Raw genomic sequence first — 20,591 nt, forward strand, 5'->3', positions numbered from 1 at the left:
CCCGTGGGCCAAACAATGCAAGGGGATTCGCATGAAGAAGATTGCTTTCGCCGCGTTCGCGTCGGCTGCCGCTCTGGCTCTCGCTGCTTGTGGCGAGACTCCGGCTCCGGAAGCCACCGAGTCGGTTGAGACCGTGCCCGGTGACATGATGGCGACGGACGCTCCGACCGAGGTTCCGACCGAGGCGATGTAATCCGTTAGGAGGGCTGGCCGGCGCCTCGTGTTCCGGCGGCCCTCCACGGCTTTCCACCCGGTTTCGGCCGGGACATCGGAAAGACCCACTTAAGCCAAGTGGACAAAGACCCTCCCCTTTCGGGGAGGGTTTTTCGTTTTCGGCCCATGTTTTTGCAAACGATGCGCGCCGAACTTTAAAGACATTTGCGCGATGCGCTGCAATGCGGCATCACCTGGTCCCATGCTCGATACTTTCCGGATCGCGCTTGGTCAGCTCAACCAGTCGGTCGGCGACATCGGCGCCAATGCGGATTCGATTCTGGCGGCCCGGCGCGAAGCGCGCGGCGCGGATCTGGTCGTCTTTCCCGAACTCCATCTTATCGGCTACCCGCCCGAGGACCTGGTGCTCAAGCCCGCGCTGGTCGAAAAGGCGGCGGCCCAGCTCGAACGGCTGGCCGAGGCGAGCGGCGATGACGGTCCGGCCATGCTGGTGGGATCGGCCTTCGTGCGCGATGGTGCGCTGCACAACGGTGTGGCGCTGCTCGACCAGGGACGGATCGCGGCGGTGCGCTTCAAGCACGAGCTTCCCAACTACGGCACGTTTGATGAAATGCGTCTGTTCCAGCCCGGTCCCTTGCCCGAGCCGGTGATCCTGCGCGGCACCATGATCGGGGTGCCGATCTGCGAGGATATCTGGCGCCCGGAAGTGTGCCGACACCTCGCCGACTTCGGGGCCGAGATGTTCATTTGCATCAACGGCAGCCCCTACGAGCTCAACAAGGAAGCCCTGCGAATCGAAGGCATCGCCCGGCGCCGCGCCAGCGATACCGGTATTCCGCTTGCCTATCTCAACCGCGTGGGCGGGCAGGACGAACTCGTCTTCGATGGCGGGAGCTTCGTCGTCAACGGCGATGGCCAGCTTGCCGCGCGTGCGCGGGACTGGGAGGAGCAGGTCCTGCAGACCTCGTGGACCCGGACCGCGCGCGGGTGGCGCTGCGACCGGGGCGATCTGGCGCAGGAGACGCCCCAGCCTGAGACGATCTACTGCGCCATGGTGCTGGCGCTGCGCAACTTCGTGGAACGCAGTTCGTGCGAGGGCGTGGTGGTGGGGCTCGACGGCGCGCGCGATTCGGCGCTGGTTGCCGCACTGGCCGTCGATGCGCTGGGGGGCGAGTGCGTGACCCTGGCGCTGGTGCCGCCGCTGACAGGTGGCGCGCAGGCGTTGGAGGACGCACGTATCTGTGCGCAGAGACTTGGTGCCAGATGCCGTGAGATCACGCTCGATGCGCGCATTTCGGAGGCATTGGAGGCCCTGGATGTCTGCTTTGCCGGGCCTGAGCGGGAGGCGGGCGAGCGGCTTGCCGCACGCATGGGCGCGCTGGTGCTTGGGGCGTTTGCCGAGAGCCAGGGCGCGATGCTGCTCTCCTCGGCGACGAAGAGCGATTTCAGCCTTGGCCGCGTACCCTCCTGCGCCAGTGCGACGGGCGGCTACAGCCCGCTCAAGGACGCCTACGCGACGACGGTCGCCAAGCTTGTCACATGGCGCAACAGCGCGGTCCCGCACATCGGGTTGGGCCCGGAAGGAACGATTTTTCCCGCCTCGATTCTGGCCCACACGCCCCCGCTTCCCACAGGCGTGGACGACGCGGCGCGCCTCGATGCGATGCTGTTCGGCCTTGTCGAACACGACAAGAGCATCGATCAGATGGTCGCCGACGGATTTCCGCGCGCGGCGCTGCGCCATATCGAGGAGCGCCTGCATGCGAGCGAAGCCCTGCGCCGCCAGTCGCCTCCGGGCGTGAAACTGTCCCCAAGAAATTTCGGGCGGGATCGGCGCTATCCGATCACTCATGCGTTTCGCAGCTGAGGGATGAACGACGAGCCGGTCTGCGGCCTCGCGAAACCGGCGAATGGAGATGATTTATGGGAATGCTGGTGGACGGCCAGTGGCACGATGTCTGGTACGATACCGAGGCCAACAAGGGGAAATTCGAGCGTGAGAAGTCGGCCTTCCGCAACTGGCTGACGGCCGACGGGAGCCCCGGGCCTTCGGGCGAGGGCGGTTTCGCGGCCGAGGCAGGGCGCTATCACCTCTATGTCAGCCTGGCCTGCCCCTGGGCGCACCGCACGCTCATCATGCGCGCGCTCAAGGGTCTGGAGGCCATTATCCCTGTCTCCATCGTCCATTGGCACATGGCCGAGAACGGCTGGACCTTCGCCGAAGGGCCGGGCGTGGTGCCCGATCCGATCCACCACGCGCAGTACATGCACCAGGTCTACACGGCGGCGAAGCCGGACTATTCGGGCCGGGTGACCGTTCCGGTGCTCTGGGATCGTACGAAGGGCACGATCGTCAGCAACGAATCGGCCGAGATCATTCGCATGTTCAACACAGCGTTCGACGATCTGGGCGCGCGCCCGGGCGACTATTACCCGAGGCGCACCGCGAGGCGATCGATGCCTTCAATGCGCGGATCTACGACACCGTCAACAACGGCGTCTACAAGGCCGGTTTCGCGACCACCCAGGAGGCCTACGAGGAGGCGGTCTATCCCCTGTTCGGGACGCTCGACTGGCTTGAGACACGTCTTTCGGCGAGCCGGTACCTTGTCGGGAACACCCTGACCGAGGCCGACATCCGCCTTTTCACCACGCTCGTGCGTTTCGACCCGGTGTACCGCGGCCACTTCAAGTGCAACCTGCACTCGCTCGCCGACTATCCGAACCTCTCAGGGTATCTGCGTGACATCTATCAGGTGCCCGGCGTCGCCGAGACGGTCGATTTCCGGCACATCAAGGGACACTATTACCAGAGTCACGGCACCATCAATCCGACCGGGATCGTGCCGGCCGGGCCGCTCATGGACCTGGCCGCGCCGCATGGCCGTGAGGGCATGGGCGGGCTAGCCGATTAGGCGGACGCCGCCGCGCACGCGCGGGCAACGAGGGCTTTGACCTCGCGGTCGCCTGCGCGTAATCGCGCAGGGCTATGACCACCACGCGCTTTGCCCCTTCGCCCACGGGCCTCCTTCACGTCGGCAACATCCGTACGGCCCTGCACAACTGGCTGCTGGCCAAGCGGTCGGGCGGGCGCTTCCTGCTGCGTATCGACGACACCGACGCGGCGCGCTCGCGTGAGGACTATGTGGAGGCGATCCGGGCGGATCTTGCCTGGCTGGGCATCGTGCCCGAGGGCGAGGAGCGCCAGTCGCAGCGCTCTGCCCTCTATGAAGCCGAGTTCGAACGCCTGAAGGGCGAGGGGCGCGTCTACCCGTGCTGGGAAAGCCCGCAGGAACTTGAACTCAAGCGTAAAGTCCTGCTCGGCCGCGGGCTGCCCCCGATCTACGACCGCGGCGCGCTTACCCTCTCCGAGGAGGAGAAGGCGCAGAAAGTAGCGGCGGGAGACGCCCCGCACTGGCGTTTCCTACTCGACCGTGATGAACCGATTGCCTGGGAGGACGGCATTCGCGGCCACCAGTCCTTCGATGCGGCGATGATGTCGGACCCTGTGATCCGCCGCGCCGATGGTTCCTGGCTCTACATGCTGCCCTCGGTGATCGACGACATCGCCATGGGCGTGACCGACGTTCTGCGCGGCGAGGACCACGTGTCGAACACGGCAGCGCAGGTGCAGATGTTCACGGCGCTGGGCGGCACGGTCCCGCGCTTTGCCCACGAGGCGCTGCTGGTTGGCACCGAGGGCAAGCTCTCCAAGCGGCTGGGCTCGCTCGGCATGGCGCAGCTGCGCGAGGACGGGATCGAGCCCGAGGCGCTGATTGCTCTGCTGGGGCGCCTGGGGACCTCGGATCCGGTCGATCCGGCGCTGCGTTTGGCGGACCTGGCGGCGAGCTTTGATCTCTCGCGCTTCGGCCGGGCCCCGGCGCGCTTTGACGAAACCGAACTGGCGCGCGTCAACGCCGCGATTGTCCACACGCTGCCCTACGAGGCCGTGGCGGCGCGTCTCCCGGACGGGATGGACGCGGCGGCCTGGGAGGCGGTGCGCCCCAATCTGGCGCACGTCCACGAGGCGGCGGATTGGTGGCAGGTCGTCACCGGCCCTGTCGCCGCGCCGGACCTGGGCGAGGAGGACCGCGCCTATCTCGCGACGGCAGGCGAGGTGCTCGAAGGTCTCGCGTGGGAGCCGGGCATCTGGAAGGCGCTGACCGGCGCGCTCAAGGAGGCGACGGGCCGCAAGGGCAAGGCGCTGTTCCTCCCTTTGCGTCTTGCGCTGACGGGCATGGAGCACGGCCCCGACATGGGCGCAATGCTACCCCTGATCGGCCGCGAGGCCGCGCTGGAGCGTCTGCGCGCCGTTTGACGTGTGTCAAGGACGGCATTGCACGCCCGTCTTATTTCCCGCCCGTCAGCAGGTCGCAAGGGACATACGCGATGGGCTTCGTGATGATGATGGCGGTACATTCGCTGGCGACGACGGTCCTCATGGGGATCGGTCTTGTCGCCGTGCTGGGCGCGGGGCTGGTCGACGGCTACGTGTTCCTCGCCGTGATCGCGCTGGCCTTCGTGGCGGCTTTGCCGGTTACCTGGATAGTGCTGCGCAAGTTGGGCGGCGCGGTGGTGATCCAGGATGAGGGCGCGGCGCCTCTGCGCCGGCCCTGAGGGGGCTGCGGACGCAGCCAGCGCCTCGCCGGTAAGGCTTCGCGCGGCCGCGTCCGCAGTACCTTGTCTTCTTCTTATTCCATCACCCAGCCATGGCTGGCGAGCAGCGACTGGCCGGTCAGCGCGTTGGTCTGGAAGGCGGCGAAGAACAGCGCGACTTCGGCGATGTCCTCGACCGTGGTGAATTCGGTGTCGACGGTCTGGCCGAGCATGACCTTGTTGACGACCTCCTCCTCGGAGATGCCCAGTTCCTTGGACTGTTCGGGGATCTGCTTCTCGACCAGCGGGGTGCGCACGAAGCCCGGGCAGATCACGTTGGTGCGCACGCCCTTGGGGCCCGCTTCCTTGGCGATCACGCGGTTGAGGCCCATCAGGCCGTGCTTGGCGGTGACATAGGCGCTCTTGAGCTTGCTCGCCTCCTTGGAGTGGACCGAGCCCATGAAGATGATCGAGCCCGAGCCCTGCTTGTACATGTGCGGGATGACCGCCTTGGAGGTCAGGAACGCGCCGTCGAGGTGGATCGCGAGCATCTTCTTCCAGTCATCGAACTTGAACTGCTCGATCGGGTTGACGATCTGGATGCCGGCGTTGGAGACCAGCACGTCGACCGTGCCCCAGGCATCCACCACGGCCTGGACCCCGGCCTCCACCTGCTCCTCGCTGGTGACGTCCATGGCGACGGCCATGGCCTCGGTTCCGGAGGTCTGCGTGATTTCATCGGCGGCCTTCTGCGCGGCCTCCTGGTTGAGGTCGGCGATGGCCACCTTGCCGCCTTCCTCGGCGTACTTGCGGGCAATGGCGAGGCCGATGCCGCTGGCCGCGCCGGTGACGATGCAAACCTTGTCCTTCAGTTTCATGTGCGTGCTCTCTCCAGTTATCTCATCGGCGCCCGGGCCTGCCCGTCTGTGCGGTGCCTGGTGGGCGTTCCCTGTGCGCGTATTCAGCCGCGTTCGCGCGCGCAGGCAAGGTCGAATGTGGCGATTTCGTCCGGTTCAATGGCGCGCTCCAGCCATTCGGGATGTTCGAGCGAGAAGATCGCGTCGGCCTTGCCCGCCTGCCAGTGCTCGTCGACCGTCATCCGGGAAAACTCGTAGTCCTTCGAATTGGTTTCATAGCCGCGCGGGCGGTTGATGAGGTGCATGATCGCGACCGGGCCTTCCGGGCGGCAGGAGAGCAGCTTGGCGAGGTCGGGATCGTCCTTCAGCTCTTCGGGCAGCTTGTCGGCCAGACGGTGCGTGGCGGCGCGCAGGGCCTGGAGCTTGCGCGACATGTCGGTGCCCTGGCGGGTGCGGCTGGAGAAGCGGATGTCCTTCTCGCGCTGGGCGATGTCGGCCATCGTACGCGGGACATCGCCGCGCGCGGCGAAAAGGTCGATCTGGAAGACTTCCATCGCGCAAGGCGGGCGGTTGTCGAGCACGTACTGAAGCGGCGTGTTCGAGACGAGGCCGCCGTCCCAGTACCACTCGCCGTCGATCTCGACCGGCGGAAATCCCGGGGGAAGGGCGCCGCTTGCCATGATGTGCTCAGGGCCAATCGGGCGTTCCAGGTTGTCGAAGTAGACGAAGTTGCCGTTGAGCACGTTGACCGCGCCGACGCTGAGCCGGGTTTCGCCCCGGTTGATGCGCTCGAAATCGACAAGTTCGAGGAGGCTCGTGCGCAGCGGGGTGGTGTCGTAGTAGGAGAGTTCGCCGAATTCGGCAGGCCATTCGGGCAGCGGCACGGGAAAGCGCGGGTTGAAGAAGCCCGGGATGCCGAGCGTCGAGGCGAAGAGCGCGGAGGCTTCGTTGAACGTGCGCCGGGCAAAGCCGATGGGTTCATCGAGCTTGTAGAGCAGTTCCGAGGAGGCACGCTCCCAGAAGGTGCGCAGCGCCTTCACGCGCTCGCCCACGGGATTGCCCGCGATGAGCGCGGCGTTGATTGCGCCAATAGAGATGCCCGAGATCCAGTCGGGCCGCATGTCCTCGGCGGCAAGCGCCTCGTAGACCCCGGCCTGGTAGGCGCCGAGCGCGCCGCCGCCCTGCAGGACGAGCGCGGTGTAGGTCCCCGCCTCGCGTCCGGAACGGCTGGCAACCGGGCCCCACGGGGCGCGGATCGGCGTATCCTGGTAGTTCATGGCGGCTTCCCCTCACGATCAGGGCATGGTGCGTTGCAACATATGGGCCTTGATCGGCCCGGTTGCAACGCCGCGTGAGGTGGCAGGCCCCACGCACAGGCCCGGGATCGGCGGGGAGAGCTGACCTCGCGTCAGGAGCCTTGCGCTTCCGCCTCGGCTTCGGTCACCGCCTCGCTTGCCGCTTCAAGAAGGCGCCGTTCCAGCGCTTTGAGGCGGTTGGCCGAGGTGATCTTCTCGCCGAGGAGATCGGTTACGTAGAAGGTGTCGACCGCGCGCTCGCCATAGGTCGCGATATGCGCCGAATAGACCATGAGCTTGGCTTCGAAGAGTGCGTGGGCGAGCCGATTGAGGAGCGCGGGACGGTCGCGTGCGGTCGCCTCGACCACGGTAAAGCGGTTGGACGCGCCGTTGTCGAAGATGACCCGGGGGCGCACGTCGAAGGCGTCGGCACGCGGGCGCACCTCGGGCTTGGCGACAAGCTGAGGCAGGATCTTGATGCGGTTGGCAAGCGCGTTCTCGATCGATTCGCGCAGCCGGTCGAGCTGGGCCTCCTCGCTGAAGGGGCGCCCGAGCGGGTCCTGCACGAGGAAGTTGTCGACCGCGCGGCCCGTGCGCGTGGTGTGGATGCGCGCGTCGATGATGTTGCCGCCAGCCAGGTGGATGCCGCCCGCGATGCGGTAGAACAGCCCCGGGTGGTCCGAGGCGATCACGGTCACCAGCGTGGCCGTGCGCGCGGGGTCGTATTCGGTGTGGATCGAGAGCGGATCGTCGTCGGCCGCCAGCAGCTGCGCGAGGTTCTTGGCGATGACGTCCTCGGGCTCGGCGATCCAGTAGGCGTCGATCAGCTTGCCGCCGACCTTCTCCACCAGTTCGGCGTTTTCCGGGGCGAGGGCGCGCACGGCCTCCTTCTTGGCTTCGACGCGCTGTTCGCGGCCGAACTGCGCATGGCCCAGGCGCAGGCGCTCTTCCGAGGCGTTGTAGAGCTCGGCGATGAGCTGGCGCTTCCACGAGTTCCACGTGCCCGGCCCCACCGCGCGGATGTCGACGATGGTGAGCAGCGTCAGCTGGCGCAGACGGTCGAGCGATTCCATCTTCTCGACGAAATCGAAGATCGTCTTCGCATCGGAAAGGTCGCGCTTGAAGGCGGTGGCCGAGAGCAGCAGGTGCCAGCGCACCAGCCAGGAGACGAGCTCGGTCTCCTCCTCGTCGAAGCCGAAGCGCGGACACAGCTTGAGTGCGATCTCGGAGCCCAGGATCGAGTGGTCGCCGCCGCGCCCCTTGGCGATGTCGTGGAGCAGAACCGAGGCGTAGAGCGCCCGGCGCGAGCGCACCTTGTGGACGATGTCGTGGGCGAGCGGGTGGTCGTCCTTGAGTTCGCCCCGTTCGATCTTTGCCAAGAGGCCGATGGCGCGGATGGTGTGCTCGTCGACCGTGTAGTGGTGGTACATGTCGAACTGCATCTGCGCGTTGACGCGGCCGAATTCGGTGATGAAGCGCCCGAAGACGCCCGCCTCGTTGAACCAGCGCAGCACCGTCTCGGGATCGTTGCGGCTGGTCAGCAGTTCCAGGAACAGCGCGTTGGCGCGCGTGTCCTCGCGCACCTCCTCCTTGATGAGGGCGGCGTCGTGCTGGATCTGGCGCATCGTTTCGGGATGGACCTCGAGACGCTCCTTGTCGGCGATCACGAAGATCTCGATCATGCGCACCGGGTCCTTGGTGAACCAGTCGTCGGACGGGGCCTTGATGCGGCCGCCAAAGACCTTGTAGCCCTTGACGATGCGCTCCTTGGCCTTGAATCCGGCGAGCAGGCCGCGCGGCTGCTTCTTGGCAAACTGCTCATCAAGCTGGGCGAGGAACACGCCGGTCAGGCTGCCCACCGTCTTCGCCTGAAGGAAGAACATGTGCATGAAGCGCTCGACCGCGCTCTTGCCCGGGCGGTCGGTGTAGTTCATCCGCGCCGCGACCTCGCGCTGGAGGTCGAAAGTCAGGCGGTCCTCGGCGCGATTGGCGATGGTGTGCAGGTGGCAGCGCACCGCCCAGAAGAAGTTCTCGGCGCGGCGGAAGGCGAGGTATTCCTTGCGGGTGAAGAGCCCGGCGTCGACCAGTTCGCCCGGATCGCGCACGTGGTGCAGGTACTTGCCGATCCAGTAGAGCGTGTGAAGGTCGCGCAGGCCTCCCTTGCCCTCCTTGATATTGGGTTCGACCACGTAGCGGCTGTCGCCCATGCGCTTGTGGCGTTCGTCGCGCTCGGCCAGCTTCTCGACCACGAACTGGCGCTCGGTCCCTTGCGCGACATCGCGCCAGAAGCGGGCCTGCGCTTCCTCGTAGACGTCCTGGTCGCCCCAGACGTAGCGGCCTTCGAGCATCGCGGTGCGGATGGTGAGGTCGGATTTCGACATGCGCACCATGTCATCGAGCGAGCGGCTCGAATGGCCGACCTTCAGCCCCAGGTCCCACATGAAGTAGAGCATCGCCTCGATGACCTGCTCGCACCAGGGCGTGTGCTTCATCGGGGTCAGGAAAGCGATATCGACGTCCGAGTGCGGCGCCATTTCGCCGCGCCCGTAGCCGCCCACCGCCATGAAGCAAAGCCGCTCCCCCTTGGAGCGATTGACCGCCGGGTAGACGTGCTTGACCACGTGGTCGTGCATGACGCGCAGCAGCTGGTCGGTGAGGAAGGCCTGGGCCTCGGCAATCTCGTGCCCGGCCGACGGCTTCTCGGTAAGGCGCCTTTCGATTTCCGCACGCCCCTCGGCAAGCGCGGTGCGCATGGTCTCGACCACGAATTGCCGGGACTTGGACGGACCATAGGCCGCCACCAGCTTGTCGATGGTCTGGACGAGTTCGCGCCGGTCGATCACGGAACGCGGGGAAGGGATACGAATGACACTCATGACGGGAAGCTTCTAAACGTCGCAAACGACAAGAGGAAGTCGGCACAAGGCATCATGTGCGCCGAACTTCTCCCGTGGTGCTGCGATTTTTGCAGGTCTGGTTTCAAATCGCGACTACCATCAAAGGGGCGGCTATGCCAGAAGGCAGCCAAATGGCCTGATCTCCTGCGCTTTTGCGCGGAAGAAAGGGCCCCGCGCTACCTGACGAATCGAAAAAGGGTCCAAGGCACTTGTCTCTGACAACTCTGGCCGCCGCTGTCGCCACGCAGGCGCACGAACCGATCTACTGGGTCAATCTGGGCCTCAAGAATGGCATCGACCTGGGCTTCTTCACCCTGCGCTACTACTCGCTGGCCTATCTTGCCGGTCTGCTGCTGGCCTACTGGCACATCAGCCGCATGATCCGCGAGCCCGGTGCGCCGATGGCGCAGCGCCATGTCGATGACCTGTTCTTCTACTGCACGCTGGGCGTGATCCTGGGCGGACGGCTGGGCTACGCGACGTTCTACACCGGCGGGGATACCGGTATTCCGAGCCTCTGGCTGCATCCGGGCGAGATGGTGAAGCTCTGGCATGGGGGCATGAGCTTTCACGGCGGGCTCATCGGCGTCACGCTGGCCATGGCCTTCGTCGCCTGGCGCAATGCGCTCAGCCTCGTGCGCGTGGCCGACTATGTCTCTGTCTGTGTGCCTTTCGGCATGTTCTTCGGACGCCTTGCCAACTTCGTGAACGGCGAGCTCTGGGGCCGGGTGGCTGGACCCGAGGTGCCCTGGGCGATGGTTTTCCCCGATGCGCCCGACCAGCTCGCGCGCCATCCCAGCCAGCTTTATGAAGCGGGCCTTGAGGGCCTGATGCTGATCCTCATCATGCTGCCGCTGTTCTGGAAGAGCCGCGCGCGCTTCCGTCCGGGCCTTCTTGTCGGGGTCTTCGTGACCGGCATTGCCTGTGCGCGTTTCATCGTCGAGTTCTACCGCGAACCCGACGCCCAGCTGGCCGAATTTGCCCACCAGACCGGCCTTTCGATGGGCCAGTGGCTGACGATCCCGCTCATCCTGCTGGGCCTTGGTCTGGTCGGGCGCGCGCTGGCACGTCCGGCCCTGGGGGCGGCGCCGAGCGCCAAGGCGAGCCAATGACCGGGCGCACGAACCCGGACGGCGAGAGCCTCGCCAGCATGTTCCAGCGCCTGATCGCCAACTACGGACCGATCACGCTGCAGCACTACATGGGCGAGGCGAACGCGCGCTATTACGCGGGGAAGGACCCGCTGGGCAGCGCCGGGGACTTCATCACCGCGCCCGAGATCAGCCAGATGTTCGGCGAACTGATCGGGCTGTGGCTGGCCGACATCTGGATCCGCGCGGGGCGCGATCCCGACGTCCACTATGTCGAGCTGGGTCCCGGGCGCGGGACGCTGGCCAAGGACGCGCTGCGGGCGATGAAGCGCTATGGCCTGGAGCCGCGCGTCCACTTCGTGGAGACCTCGACCACGCTCAAGGACATCCAGCTGGCCGGCGTGCCGCAGGCGCGTTTCCACCACGATCTTTCAAGCCTGCCGAACGACGGGCCGCTGCTGGTCGTGGGCAACGAGTTCCTCGACGCGCTGCCTGTGCGCCAGTTGGTGCGCATGGCCGATGGCTGGCGCGAGCGCTGCGTTGATTTCCAGGACGGACGCTTCCTGCCGGTGGCGGGGACCAAGCCGATGGACGCGGCGATCCCGGCGGAACTCAAGGACAGCCCCGAAGGCACACTCATCGAGACCTGTCCGGGCGCCGCAGCGGCGGTTTACGAGCTCGCCGGCCGTCTGGCCCAACAGGGCGGCGCGGCGCTCCTTATCGACTATGGCTATGATCAGCCGCGCACCGGTTCGACGCTCCAGGCGCTGCGGGCCCACACCAAGGTCGATCCTTTCACGATGCCGGGTGAGGCCGACCTTACCTGCCACGTCGATTTCGTGACCCTGGCCAATGTCGCGCTTTCGCATGGCTGCAAGCATCTGGGCACGGTGCCGCAGGGCCGCTTCCTGCGCGATCTGGGCATCGAGGCACGCGCGGCCGCGCTCGCCAAGGTTGCGCCGCAGCACGAAGCGGCTTTACATGCGTCCAAGGATCGCCTGATCGAGGAGGGCCAGATGGGGGCATTGTTCAAGGTCATGGGGCTAGCCTCGCCGGAATGGCCCGATGGCGCGAGCTTCTGAGGCGCTGCGCGCGCGGGGCGAGTTGCTGTCTACCGCGCCCGACAAGCTCGAGAAGCTGCTGGGCGCGCTGGCGCTGGTCATGCTCGCTTTCGTTGCCGCGGCAGTCCTTCGCGGCATGGACGAATGGGGCCGGGTTCCCGGCGTCGTCTGGCTGCACCTTGCGACCATCGTCGTCGCGCTGGTCCTGACGCCGGTCCTCCTGTGGCGCACGCGCGGCACGAAAGGGCACCGCGTGCTGGGCTACACCTGGTGCGCGGCGATGCTGGCGACGGCTATCGACAGCTTCTTCATTCGCCTGCAGCAGCCGGGCCAGCTCAGCCCGATCCACGCGCTTTCGTTTTTGACCCTGGTGCTGGTGCCGGTGCTGGTCCTCGCGGCCCGGCGCCACGATGTCTACCGCCACCGCCGCACGGTGCGCGGGCTCATCATCGGGGCGCTGCTGATCGCGGGCTTCTTTACCTTCCCGTTCCACCGCCTGCTGGGGCACTGGCTCTTTGGCTGAGCCGAGAGGTCGGGGCTACTCGATGACCCGCACGCGCGGTGTCTCGGGCACCGTGCGCACCGGCACGGCGGAAAGCCAGGCTTCGAGCGCATCGAGATCGAGCCCGCCGACCGTGGGATTGGTGCCTTCGGACAGGCCGACATAGCCGTCTCCGCCCTGATCGAGGAACGAGTTCACCGTCACCCGGTAGCGCGCGGCGAGGTCGAGCGGCTGGCCGTTGAAGGCAAGCTGGGTGATCCGATCCCCGGCATGCCGTGTTCTGTCGATGGTGTAGGTAAGGGTGGAGGAGGGCACCAGAACGCTGGCAGACGGCGTCGCGCCCACGCCGCTTTCGAGGATCGCCTTGATCTGTGCGCCGGTGAAGGTGCGCGTCATCAGCGTGTTGCCGAAGGGCTGGACGGTAAAGATCTGGCCGAAGGTCACCGCGCCGTCGGCGCCCGGCTCGATGGGCGCACGCACGCCAGCACTGTTCATGAAGGCGATCTGGGCACCCGCCGCGCGCGTGGCGGCCAGCTGCGAATCCGCGATGAGCTGGTCGACCGGGCCACCCTTGCGGTCTTCCTGCGCATCGGGCCAGTCGCGCGGCGCACCGCCCGAAAGATGGCCGACCGTGCGCTCGGAATAGGCGCTCGCGGCATCGAGATAGCGCCCGACGTACTGCGCGATGTCCGCGCGGGCCGGGTAGACAGGGACGAGATCGGTCTGGGCAACCTCTCCGCGCGAGGTCGTGTAGCCCTCCGACTGGACGGGAAGGTTGCGCGCCTGGGCGGAGACGACATGGTCCGAGGTCGGGTCGATATCGAGCGTGAGGCGCGTCACCATGCGCCCGTAGGACCCGGCGCTGGTAAGCAGCAGCGGGGCGGCGCCCTCGCGCGGCATCTCGCAGATGTAGGCCTGGTGGGTGTGCCCGGAAATCACGACATCGACCTTGGAGGAGAGCTTGTCGAGGATGGGCTGGATGTCGCCTGTGAAGCCGTCGCAGGCGTTGGGATCGGAGGTGTCGGCCTGTGCGCCGCCCTGGTGGATGAGGACGATGACGGCATCGGCGCCTTCACGTCGCAGCACCGGGACCGCACGGTTGATCGCCTCGGCCTCGTCGCCGAAGGTCAGCCCTGCAATGCCGCCGGGCGAGACCAGCGAGGGCGTACCCTTGAGCGTCAGGCCGACAAAGCCCAGCGTCACTTTCGCGGCACCTTCGCCAAAGCTTTTGAGGCCCGTGGCGGGGAACAGCGTCGTGCCGTCCTCGGTGTAGGTGCTGGCCGATAGGTAGCGGAAGTTGGCGCCCGCGAACTGTTCCAGCTGGCAGGGCTCGCGCTGGGTGTTCTTCTCGCAGCCCCCGTTCTGGACGCGCAGGAGTTCAGCCCGGCCCCGGTCGAATTCGTGGTTGCCCACCGCATTGAAGTCGAGCCCGATGCGGTTCATCACCCCGATGCTCGGCTCGTCGAGGAAGAGCGAGGAGGCAAGCGGCGAGGCCGAGATGAGATCGCCCGCCGAGACGGTGGCGGAATAGCGGAACTCCTGGCGCAGGGCATCGAGCGCGCTCGCCAGATGTGCCGCGCCGCCCGCCGGAACCTTGACCGTGCCGCCCTGACCATCAGGCCAGCTGACCGTGGCCTTGGGCGCCGCGATGTTGCCGTGGAAATCGTTGAAGGCGAGGATGCCGACTTCGACCGGGGGCTGGGCCTTCGTGGAGGAGGGCGATGCCCCCTGCGGCGTGGCGCAGGCGGCCAGCAGCGGGGCGAGAAGGGCGGCGGCGCTCAGCGCACGCGTGCGCGTCGAAAGGCGGGTCATGGGGCTTCTATCCAGCGGGACGATGACGGGAAAGTGACGGAAAATTCAACGCGCGCCCGCTTCGAGCGCGTGCATGTCGTCGTCGGACAGACCGAAATGGTGGCCGACCTCGTGGATGACGACATGGGTGACGAGGTCTTCGAGCTTCACCCCCGTCTCGCACCATTCGGCAAGCAGCGGCTGGCGGTAGAGGGTAATGCGCGGGCGCAACTCCCCACCGGTCCAGATGCTCTCATCACCCAGCGGATGGCCGTGGTAGAGGCCGGTCAGGTCGAACGGTTCGGTGAGGCCGACGGCCTGCAGCGTTTCGGCATCGGCGAACTCCTCGATGTGAACGGTGATGCCCTCAAGATGCTCGGCGAAGGGGGCGGGGATGCGGGTGAAGGCGGCCAGCGCCATCGCCTCGAACTGTTGCGGGCTCGGGGCAGGTCCGATGCGATGGGGCATGGCCGGTGTCCTCTCCTGTTCGGACTTACTCGCCGAGGATGCGCGCGATGCCCGCAGCGGTCTCGGGGTGGTAGGTGGGACGCGCCGTAGCGAAGATCGCGCGCGCCTTGTCCGGGCCCCAGCCTTCCTGCTGCATCAGGCGCTGGTAGATCGGGTAGACGAGCAACCCGCGCCCAATCCGCCCGACGAATTCGGCCATCGCCGGGAAGGCAGGCTCGTAGCGGTTGACGATGGCCAGCTCGAACCAGGCCGATTGGACATAGGCGTTCTCCGAATTGGAGAGCGTGAGCCCTTCGTCAAGTTCGCGCAGGCGCTCCTGGCTGAGCTCGCGCGGCAAGCCATTCAGGAAGCGCAGCCACTGCTGCGTGCTCCACCCCTGTGTGTCGATGGCGCTGACCGGGCCGCCTGCTTCAATGCCCTCCAGCAACTCGTCGACTTGCGCGAGGGTTTCGCTCTTCACGTGGACCGCGTTGTCGGGAACGCCCGCTCCATAGGCCCAGCGGTCGAGCTGAAGTGCCAGTTCGGCGTCGGGCTTGTCCTTCAGCATTCGTTCGCGCAGGTCCGCCAAGAAACCGGAGGTCGTCTGCGGCTGGAAGGCGTGACGGTCAAAGTAGGAGGTGAGGTAGGCGTCCCAGGCTTTCCGGCCGAGGCGGTTTTCCAGCATGCGCAGGAAGTTGGAGCCCTTGGTGTAGTCTAGCTCGCCCTCGCCGGGATTGCCGTGGAGGCGCGAAGGCGCCGCCGTCATGCCCGGCTTCATGTCATCGCCCATGGCGGCGATGTCGCGCATCATCGAATCCCAGTCGAGATCGGCGTACATTGCGGCGCGCTCCTTGCCGTAGAGCGCTTCCATGATGCGGTTCTCGAAGTAGGTGGTGAAGCCTTCGTTGAGCCACGAATCCGACCAGGTCGCGTTGGTGACGAGGTTGCCCGACCAGGAGTGCGCCAGTTCGTGCGCGACGACGTCCGTGTTCGAGCGGTCGCCGGTGACGATGGTGGGTGTCAGGAAGGTGAGCATGGGGTTTTCCATGCCGCCGTAGGGGAAGGCGGGCGGGAGCAGCAGCATGTCGTAGCGGCCCCAGCGATAGGGGCCGTAAAGCGCGCTCGCCGCATCGATCATCTTCTCGACATCGGCGAATTCGTAAGCTGCCTTCTCCAGCATCGGCGCTTCGGTCCACACGCCCGAACGGGGGCCGAGCGACTTGAACTTGAGGTCGCCCACGGCAAAGGCGATGAGGTAGGGCGGGACCGGCTTGTCCATGCGGAAACGGAAGGCGCGGCGCCCGTCGGGCAGAGCCTCGCCCGTGTCGCCCGACAGCTTTTCGGCGCTCATCACTGCGACAAGGTTACCGGGTACGCGCAAGGTGGCGTCCCAGGTCTGGCGGATGCCGGGGCTGTCCTGGGTGGGCACCCAGGAGCGGTTATGGATCGCCTGGCCCTGGCTGTAGAGGTAAGGCTCCGTCTTGCCGAAGGTCATCTCGGGCGGCAGCCATTGCAGCGCAGAGGCCTTGGGCGAGGTGCGGTAGGTAACGCGCACCTGCTTTGCGCCGTTCAGTTGGACGGTGAGGGCCGAACCAAGCTCGTCGTTGTCGGGCTCACCCAGCGTGTAGCTGAGCGGCGTGCCCTTGCCGTCCGTGACGGACGCGATTGTCATGTCCTTGACGTCGAGCACGATCTCCTTGGCGTCGGCGTCGGCCAGGACGTCGAGCGTGGCCGTTCCGGCGAGCGTCTTGCTGGCGAAATCGACGTCGAGATCGAGCGAGACGTGGGTCACGCGCGCGGCTTCCGGCTCGGCATGGGTCAAGACATCGCGCGCTTCGGGCGAGGTCAGGATCGGGGCAGGAGCAGTGGCCTCGTACGCATCGGCCGCCAGGGCCGGGACGCTGAAAAGAGGGGCGGTTCCGGCAAGGAGGACGCCGAGCAGGGAAGGGGCAAGAAGTTTACGCATCGCGGCAACTTATGGTCGCGTGTCGGATTGCGCAAGCGGCACGGATACGCGTATTTCGATAGGCGCTGCGCTTCAAGTTCGGTGTGTTTGCGGGACCATGAGCGTGAAGCGCAAACCGTCCGGCGCGTATTCGAGTTCGCTTCTCCCGCCAAAATCGCCCGGAAGCATCCGCTCCAGGATCTGGGTGCCAAACCCGCGCCGGGTAGGTGGGGTGACTTCGGGGCCGCCCCGTTCGTGCCAGCTGAGTACGAAGGATTGATCCCGGCCTCCGGTCCAGCTGAGCGAAACGTGCCCTTCGTCCTGGCTCAACGCACCGTACTTGGCGGCGTTCGTCGCGAGTTCGTGGATGGCCAGCGCGAGCGAGAGCGTCTGGCGTCCGGTCACGACATGGCGCGGGCCGGAAAGCGCGATCCGGCCCGGACGGTCGATATAGGGCGCCAGGATATGCTCCAGGATCGTCTGCACATCGGCCTCGCGCCAGTCGGTGCGGATGAGCACATCGTGGGTACGGGCCATGGCCTGAAGGCGGCTTTCGAGGCGCCTGCGGGCCTCGGTGAGCGAGATGTCGCCGCGCAGGGTCTGGGCGGCGATGGCCTGCGCGACCGAGAGTGCGTTCTTGACCCGGTGGACAAGTTCCTGCGCGACAACCTCGGCCTGCTGGCGTGCAAGGACGGCGCCGGTCGTCTCGATCACGGTGTCGAGCATGCCGACCACGGTGCCGCGCTCGTCGCGCACCGGACCGTAGCAGAAGGTGAACCAGGCATTCTCCGGGGCGCCCTGGCGCTCCACCACGAGTGGGAAATCCTCGATGAAGGTCGGCTCGCCTGCAAAGGCCCGGTCGGCGATGGGGCAGATCGTCGGCCAGGCTTCGGCCCAGACCGTGCTGAATGGGAGCCCAAGCGCCGGGGGCTTGTTGCCCAGGATTGGCAGGAACGCGTCGTTGGGAATGGTGGTGAGGTGTTCGCCCCAGACGACGCATTGGGGAAAGCGCGAGGCCAGCGCGGTGGCCACGGTGGTCTTGAGCGTGGCGGACCATCCCTCAGGCGGGCCGAGGGGATGGTCTGTCCAGTCGTGGGTGCGAATTGCTTCGGCCATGCGGCCGCCGCCTGTCAGGAACTTCAGCATGGCACCGCCGCGAGGGTCTGCGCCATGCCGGTGATCGTCCGCCGGATCGGCGGCGGATCAGATATCAAGATTGGCGACGTTGAGCGCGTTTTCCTGGATGAAGTCGCGGCGCGGTTCGACCACGTCGCCCATCAGGCGCGTAAAGATTTCGTCGGTCACGTCGGCATCCTCGACCTTGACCTGAAGCAGGGCGCGGTTCTCGGGATCGAGCGTGGTTTCCCAGAGCTGCTCGGCGTTCATTTCGCCAAGGCCCTTGTAGCGCTGGATCGACAGGCCCTTGCGCCCGGCCGCGAGCACCTTTTCGAGGAGCTGGCTGGGGCGCGCGATGGCATCCGCATCGGCGGTGGGACGCTGCACGTCCTCTTCGCCCTCGGTCTCACCGTCGTCGGTCGAGACCGCGGTGGCGCGCACCAGACGGCTGACCGCGGAATAGACATCGGCGTGTTCGGCGGCGAGCTTGGCCAGCTTGCGCGCCTCGGCGCTGGTGAGGAAGGCGGCCTCGATCTTGTGGTTGTCGGTCACGCCGCGCCACACGCGGTTGATGTCGAGCGCGCCGCCTTCAGTGGGAGTGACGCTCCACTTGGCTTCGCTGTCCGCGAACTCGAGCCACTCGGCGGTCTTCTTGTAGGCCGCGGCGCGTTCTTCGGTCGAAAGATCGGGCGCGAAGGCGCCGGCGAGCGCCAGGGCCTCGATGATTGAGGCGTTGTAGCGGCGCGGCACGAAGGCCATCAGATTGCGCATGCGGATCGCATGTTCGACCAGGCTTTCCAGGTCCTGACCCGTGCGCGCACCGCCGGCGGTCTCCAGCACGCGGCCATTGAGGCCCGCCTCGACGAGGTAGCGGTCGAGCGCGGCGTTGTCCTTGAGGTAGACCTCGCTGCGGCCCTTGGCGACCTTGTAGAGCGGGGGCTGCGCGATGAAGAGGTGCCCGGCGCGGATGATCTCGGGCATCTGGCGATGGAAGAAGGTCAGGAGCAGGGTGCGGATGTGCGCGCCGTCAACGTCGGCGTCGGTCATGATGACGATCTTGTGGTAGCGCAGCTTTTCCAGGTTGAAGTCGTCGCGGATGCCCGTGCCCATGGCCTGGATCAGCGTGCCCACTTCCTTGGAGGAGATGATGCGGTCGAAGCGTGCGCGCTCGACGTTGAGGATCTTGCCCTTCAGGGGAAGGATGGCCTGCGTCTTGCGGTCGCGGCCCTGCTTGGCCGAACCACCTGCGGAGTCGCCCTCGACCAGGAACAGTTCGCACAGCGAAGGATCGCGCTCCTGGCAGTCGGCGAGCTTGCCGGGCAGGCTGGCAATGTCCATCACGCCCTTGCGGCGCGTGAGTTCGCGCGCGCGCTTGGCCGCTTCACGCGCGGCGGCGGCATCGATGACCTTCTGGATGATGGCCTTGCCCGTTGCCGGGTTTTCCTCCAGCCATTCGCTCATCTTTTCGCCCATCAGGCTTTCGAGCGGCTGGCGCACTTCGGAGGAGACCAGCTTGTCCTTGGTCTGGCTGGAGAACTTGGGGTCGGGCAACTTGACCGAGACGATCGCAGTCAGGCCTTCGCGCATGTCATCGCCCGAAAGGGTGACCTTTTCCTTCTTCAGCAGCCCCGCGCGCTCGGCATAGCCGTTCAAGGTGCGCGTCAGCGCGGCGCGGAACGCGGCGAGGTGGGTGCCGCCGTCGCGCTGGGGGATGTTGTTGGTGAAGGTGAGGACGTTCTCGTAGTACGAATCGTTCCACTGCAGCGCGACCTCGATGCCGATGCCGTCCTTGTCCGCGGTGATCGCGATGGGCGCTTCCATCAGCGCGCTCTTGGTGCGGTCGAGGTACTGCACGAAGGCGCCGATGCCGCCTTCGTAGTAGAGGTCATGCTCGCCCACGTCTTCGCCGCGCAGGTCGCGCAGCAGGATACGCACGCCCGAGTTGAGGAAGGCGAGTTCGCGGTAACGGCGTTCCAGCTTGTCGAAATCGAACTCGGTGACGTTCTTGAACGTCTCGTGGCTCGCCTGGAAGGTCACGCGCGTGCCCTTCTTGAAGCCGTTGTCGTCCGGGTTCTGGTCCGTGCGGGGCGCGTCGCCCTTGACGATGAGGGGGGCCACGGCATCGCCGTGCTCGAAGCGCATCCAGTGCTCCTTGCCGTCGCGCCAGATGGTGAGTTCGAGCCATTCCGAAAGCGCGTTCACCACCGAAACGCCCACGCCATGGAGGCCGCCCGAGACCTTGTAGGCGTTGTCGTCCGAGGTGTTCTCGAACTTGCCGCCCGCGTGAAGCTGGGTCATGATGACCTCGGCGGCCGAGACGCCTTCTTCCTTGTGCATGTCGACCGGGATTCCGCGGCCGTTGTCTTCCACCGAAACCGAACCGTCGGCGTTGAGCTCGATCAGGACGAGGTCGCAGTGGCCTGCGAGCGCTTCGTCGATCGCGTTGTCCGAGACCTCGAAGACCATGTGGTGCAGACCCGAGCCATCGTCGGTGTCGCCGATGTACATGCCCGGACGCTTGCGGACTGCGTCCAGCCCCTTGAGGACCTTGATCGAATCTGCGCCGTAGGCGTTGCTGTTCTTCTGGTTTTCGGGATCGGTAGCCATGTTTCCGGCTATAGCATCGCGGCGGTCAAACCCAAGCAAAACCGCAAGCCGGGGGCTGTCCTTATCCACAAGGCAGCGGCAGGGCCCGGTTCGGGGGCAGGCTACTGCGATCGGGCCTTGGTGATCGGGCATGGAAAAGGGCGACCCTTGCGAGGCCGCCCGTTGGTGGTTGCGTCAGGCTTTCGCGGCGCGGCGGTGGCCGCGGCGTGTCC

At 66.3% G+C, this 20,591-nt stretch carries 15 protein-coding genes and 1 pseudogene; 8 read left to right on the plus strand and 8 right to left on the minus strand.

Annotated elements, in window-relative coordinates:
• Positions 1 to 31 precede the first annotated feature (31 nt).
• The 5 genes and pseudogenes from LC060_RS02690 (at position 32) to LC060_RS02710 (ending at position 4,791) form a co-directional block, all read left to right on the plus strand.
• Complete coding sequence (locus LC060_RS02690) at positions 32 to 193, plus strand: hypothetical protein (protein WP_162853555.1); 162 nt, start codon at positions 32 to 34, stop codon at positions 191 to 193.
• Positions 194 to 415: 222 nt separating this feature from the next.
• Positions 416 to 2,041 carry an NAD+ synthase gene (locus tag LC060_RS02695; RefSeq protein WP_226632480.1) on the plus strand — a complete coding sequence of 542 codons (1,626 nt, stop codon included), beginning with the start codon at positions 416 to 418 and terminating at the stop codon, positions 2,039 to 2,041.
• A 56-nt stretch (positions 2,042 to 2,097) separates the two neighbouring features.
• A pseudogene (locus tag LC060_RS02700) lies at positions 2,098 to 3,089 on the plus strand (glutathione S-transferase family protein).
• Positions 3,090 to 3,163: 74 nt separating this feature from the next.
• Entirely contained in the window at positions 3,164 to 4,492 is a 1,329-nt protein-coding gene (gene gltX / locus LC060_RS02705; protein ID WP_226632482.1) for a glutamate--tRNA ligase, read from the plus strand.
• Between the two features lie 83 nt (positions 4,493 to 4,575).
• A complete protein-coding gene (locus LC060_RS02710) occupies positions 4,576 to 4,791 on the plus strand; it encodes a hypothetical protein (RefSeq protein WP_226632484.1) in 216 nt (71 codons plus the stop codon).
• Positions 4,792 to 4,865: 74 nt separating this feature from the next.
• Here the strand turns inward: LC060_RS02710 and LC060_RS02715 are convergent, their stop codons facing one another.
• From LC060_RS02715 to LC060_RS02725, 3 genes are all read right to left on the minus strand, one after another.
• The gene (locus LC060_RS02715; protein WP_226632485.1) at positions 4,866 to 5,648 is read right to left on the minus strand and encodes a 3-hydroxybutyrate dehydrogenase; all 783 of its coding nucleotides are present in this window, start codon (positions 5,646 to 5,648) and stop codon (positions 4,866 to 4,868) included.
• Positions 5,649 to 5,731: 83 nt separating this feature from the next.
• Positions 5,732 to 6,904 (minus strand): patatin-like phospholipase family protein, encoded by a 1,173-nt coding sequence (locus LC060_RS02720; RefSeq protein ID WP_226632487.1) that lies wholly within the window; start codon positions 6,902 to 6,904, stop codon positions 5,732 to 5,734.
• A 131-nt stretch (positions 6,905 to 7,035) separates the two neighbouring features.
• Complete coding sequence (locus LC060_RS02725; protein ID WP_226632489.1) at positions 7,036 to 9,798, minus strand: [protein-PII] uridylyltransferase; 2,763 nt, start codon at positions 9,796 to 9,798, stop codon at positions 7,036 to 7,038.
• 230 nt (positions 9,799 to 10,028) lie between these two features.
• On the opposite strand from LC060_RS02725, the gene lgt reads away from it, so the two are divergent.
• Genes lgt through LC060_RS02740 form a run of 3 tightly spaced genes read left to right on the plus strand, consistent with a single transcriptional unit; the run spans position 10,029 to position 12,494 of the window.
• Complete coding sequence (gene lgt / locus LC060_RS02730; protein WP_226632491.1) at positions 10,029 to 10,931, plus strand: prolipoprotein diacylglyceryl transferase; 903 nt, start codon at positions 10,029 to 10,031, stop codon at positions 10,929 to 10,931.
• Positions 10,928 to 11,992, plus strand: a complete 1,065-nt coding sequence (locus LC060_RS02735) for a class I SAM-dependent methyltransferase (RefSeq protein WP_226632493.1) — start codon at positions 10,928 to 10,930, stop codon at positions 11,990 to 11,992. The genes lgt and LC060_RS02735 overlap by 4 nt, the downstream gene beginning before the upstream one ends.
• Positions 11,976 to 12,494 (plus strand): DUF2306 domain-containing protein, encoded by a 519-nt coding sequence (locus tag LC060_RS02740; protein WP_226632495.1) that lies wholly within the window; start codon positions 11,976 to 11,978, stop codon positions 12,492 to 12,494. The genes LC060_RS02735 and LC060_RS02740 overlap by 17 nt, the downstream gene beginning before the upstream one ends.
• A gap of 15 nt (positions 12,495 to 12,509) precedes the next feature.
• Here LC060_RS02740 and LC060_RS02745 read toward each other — a convergent pair whose 3' ends face one another.
• From LC060_RS02745 to gyrB, 5 genes are all read right to left on the minus strand, one after another.
• On the minus strand, positions 12,510 to 14,285 hold the full coding sequence (locus tag LC060_RS02745; protein WP_226632497.1) for a bifunctional metallophosphatase/5'-nucleotidase: 1,776 nt from the start codon (positions 14,283 to 14,285) through the stop codon (positions 12,510 to 12,512).
• Between the two features lie 45 nt (positions 14,286 to 14,330).
• Positions 14,331 to 14,732 carry a metallopeptidase family protein gene (locus LC060_RS02750; RefSeq protein WP_226632498.1) on the minus strand — a complete coding sequence of 134 codons (402 nt, stop codon included), beginning with the start codon at positions 14,730 to 14,732 and terminating at the stop codon, positions 14,331 to 14,333.
• A gap of 25 nt (positions 14,733 to 14,757) precedes the next feature.
• Positions 14,758 to 16,677 carry a M1 family metallopeptidase gene (locus tag LC060_RS02755; RefSeq protein WP_226632500.1) on the minus strand — a complete coding sequence of 640 codons (1,920 nt, stop codon included), beginning with the start codon at positions 16,675 to 16,677 and terminating at the stop codon, positions 14,758 to 14,760.
• Positions 16,678 to 16,749: 72 nt separating this feature from the next.
• The gene (locus tag LC060_RS02760; RefSeq protein WP_226632501.1) at positions 16,750 to 17,772 is read right to left on the minus strand and encodes a sensor histidine kinase; all 1,023 of its coding nucleotides are present in this window, start codon (positions 17,770 to 17,772) and stop codon (positions 16,750 to 16,752) included.
• 87 nt (positions 17,773 to 17,859) lie between these two features.
• Entirely contained in the window at positions 17,860 to 20,379 is a 2,520-nt protein-coding gene (gene gyrB / locus LC060_RS02765; protein ID WP_226632503.1) for a DNA topoisomerase (ATP-hydrolyzing) subunit B, read from the minus strand.
• Positions 20,380 to 20,591 lie beyond the last annotated feature (212 nt).

It is taken from the genome of Novosphingobium profundi (assembly GCF_020524485.1).
In the GTDB taxonomy this organism is placed as follows: Bacteria; Pseudomonadota; Alphaproteobacteria; order Sphingomonadales; family Sphingomonadaceae; genus Novosphingobium; species Novosphingobium profundi_A.

Excerpts from the sequence above, each read along its gene's own strand:
- LC060_RS02760 (WP_226632501.1), bottom strand. The coding sequence starts at position 17,772 with ATGGCCGAAGCAATTCGCACCCACGACTGGACAGACCATCCCCTCGGC.
- LC060_RS02715 (WP_226632485.1), bottom strand. The coding sequence starts at position 5,648 with ATGAAACTGAAGGACAAGGTTTGCATCGTCACCGGCGCGGCCAGCGGC.
- LC060_RS02695 (WP_226632480.1), top strand. The coding sequence starts at position 416 with ATGCTCGATACTTTCCGGATCGCGCTTGGTCAGCTCAACCAGTCGGTC.
- LC060_RS02710 (WP_226632484.1), top strand. The coding sequence starts at position 4,576 with ATGATGATGGCGGTACATTCGCTGGCGACGACGGTCCTCATGGGGATC.
- LC060_RS02745 (WP_226632497.1), bottom strand. The coding sequence starts at position 14,285 with ATGACCCGCCTTTCGACGCGCACGCGTGCGCTGAGCGCCGCCGCCCTT.
- LC060_RS02735 (WP_226632493.1), top strand. The coding sequence starts at position 10,928 with ATGACCGGGCGCACGAACCCGGACGGCGAGAGCCTCGCCAGCATGTTC.
- LC060_RS02755 (WP_226632500.1), bottom strand. The coding sequence starts at position 16,677 with ATGCGTAAACTTCTTGCCCCTTCCCTGCTCGGCGTCCTCCTTGCCGGA.
- gltX (WP_226632482.1), top strand. The coding sequence starts at position 3,164 with ATGACCACCACGCGCTTTGCCCCTTCGCCCACGGGCCTCCTTCACGTC.
- LC060_RS02720 (WP_226632487.1), bottom strand. The coding sequence starts at position 6,904 with ATGAACTACCAGGATACGCCGATCCGCGCCCCGTGGGGCCCGGTTGCC.
- gyrB (WP_226632503.1), bottom strand. The coding sequence starts at position 20,379 with ATGGCTACCGATCCCGAAAACCAGAAGAACAGCAACGCCTACGGCGCA.
- LC060_RS02740 (WP_226632495.1), top strand. The coding sequence starts at position 11,976 with ATGGCGCGAGCTTCTGAGGCGCTGCGCGCGCGGGGCGAGTTGCTGTCT.
- LC060_RS02725 (WP_226632489.1), bottom strand. The coding sequence starts at position 9,798 with ATGAGTGTCATTCGTATCCCTTCCCCGCGTTCCGTGATCGACCGGCGC.
- LC060_RS02690 (WP_162853555.1), top strand. The coding sequence starts at position 32 with ATGAAGAAGATTGCTTTCGCCGCGTTCGCGTCGGCTGCCGCTCTGGCT.
- LC060_RS02750 (WP_226632498.1), bottom strand. The coding sequence starts at position 14,732 with ATGCCCCATCGCATCGGACCTGCCCCGAGCCCGCAACAGTTCGAGGCG.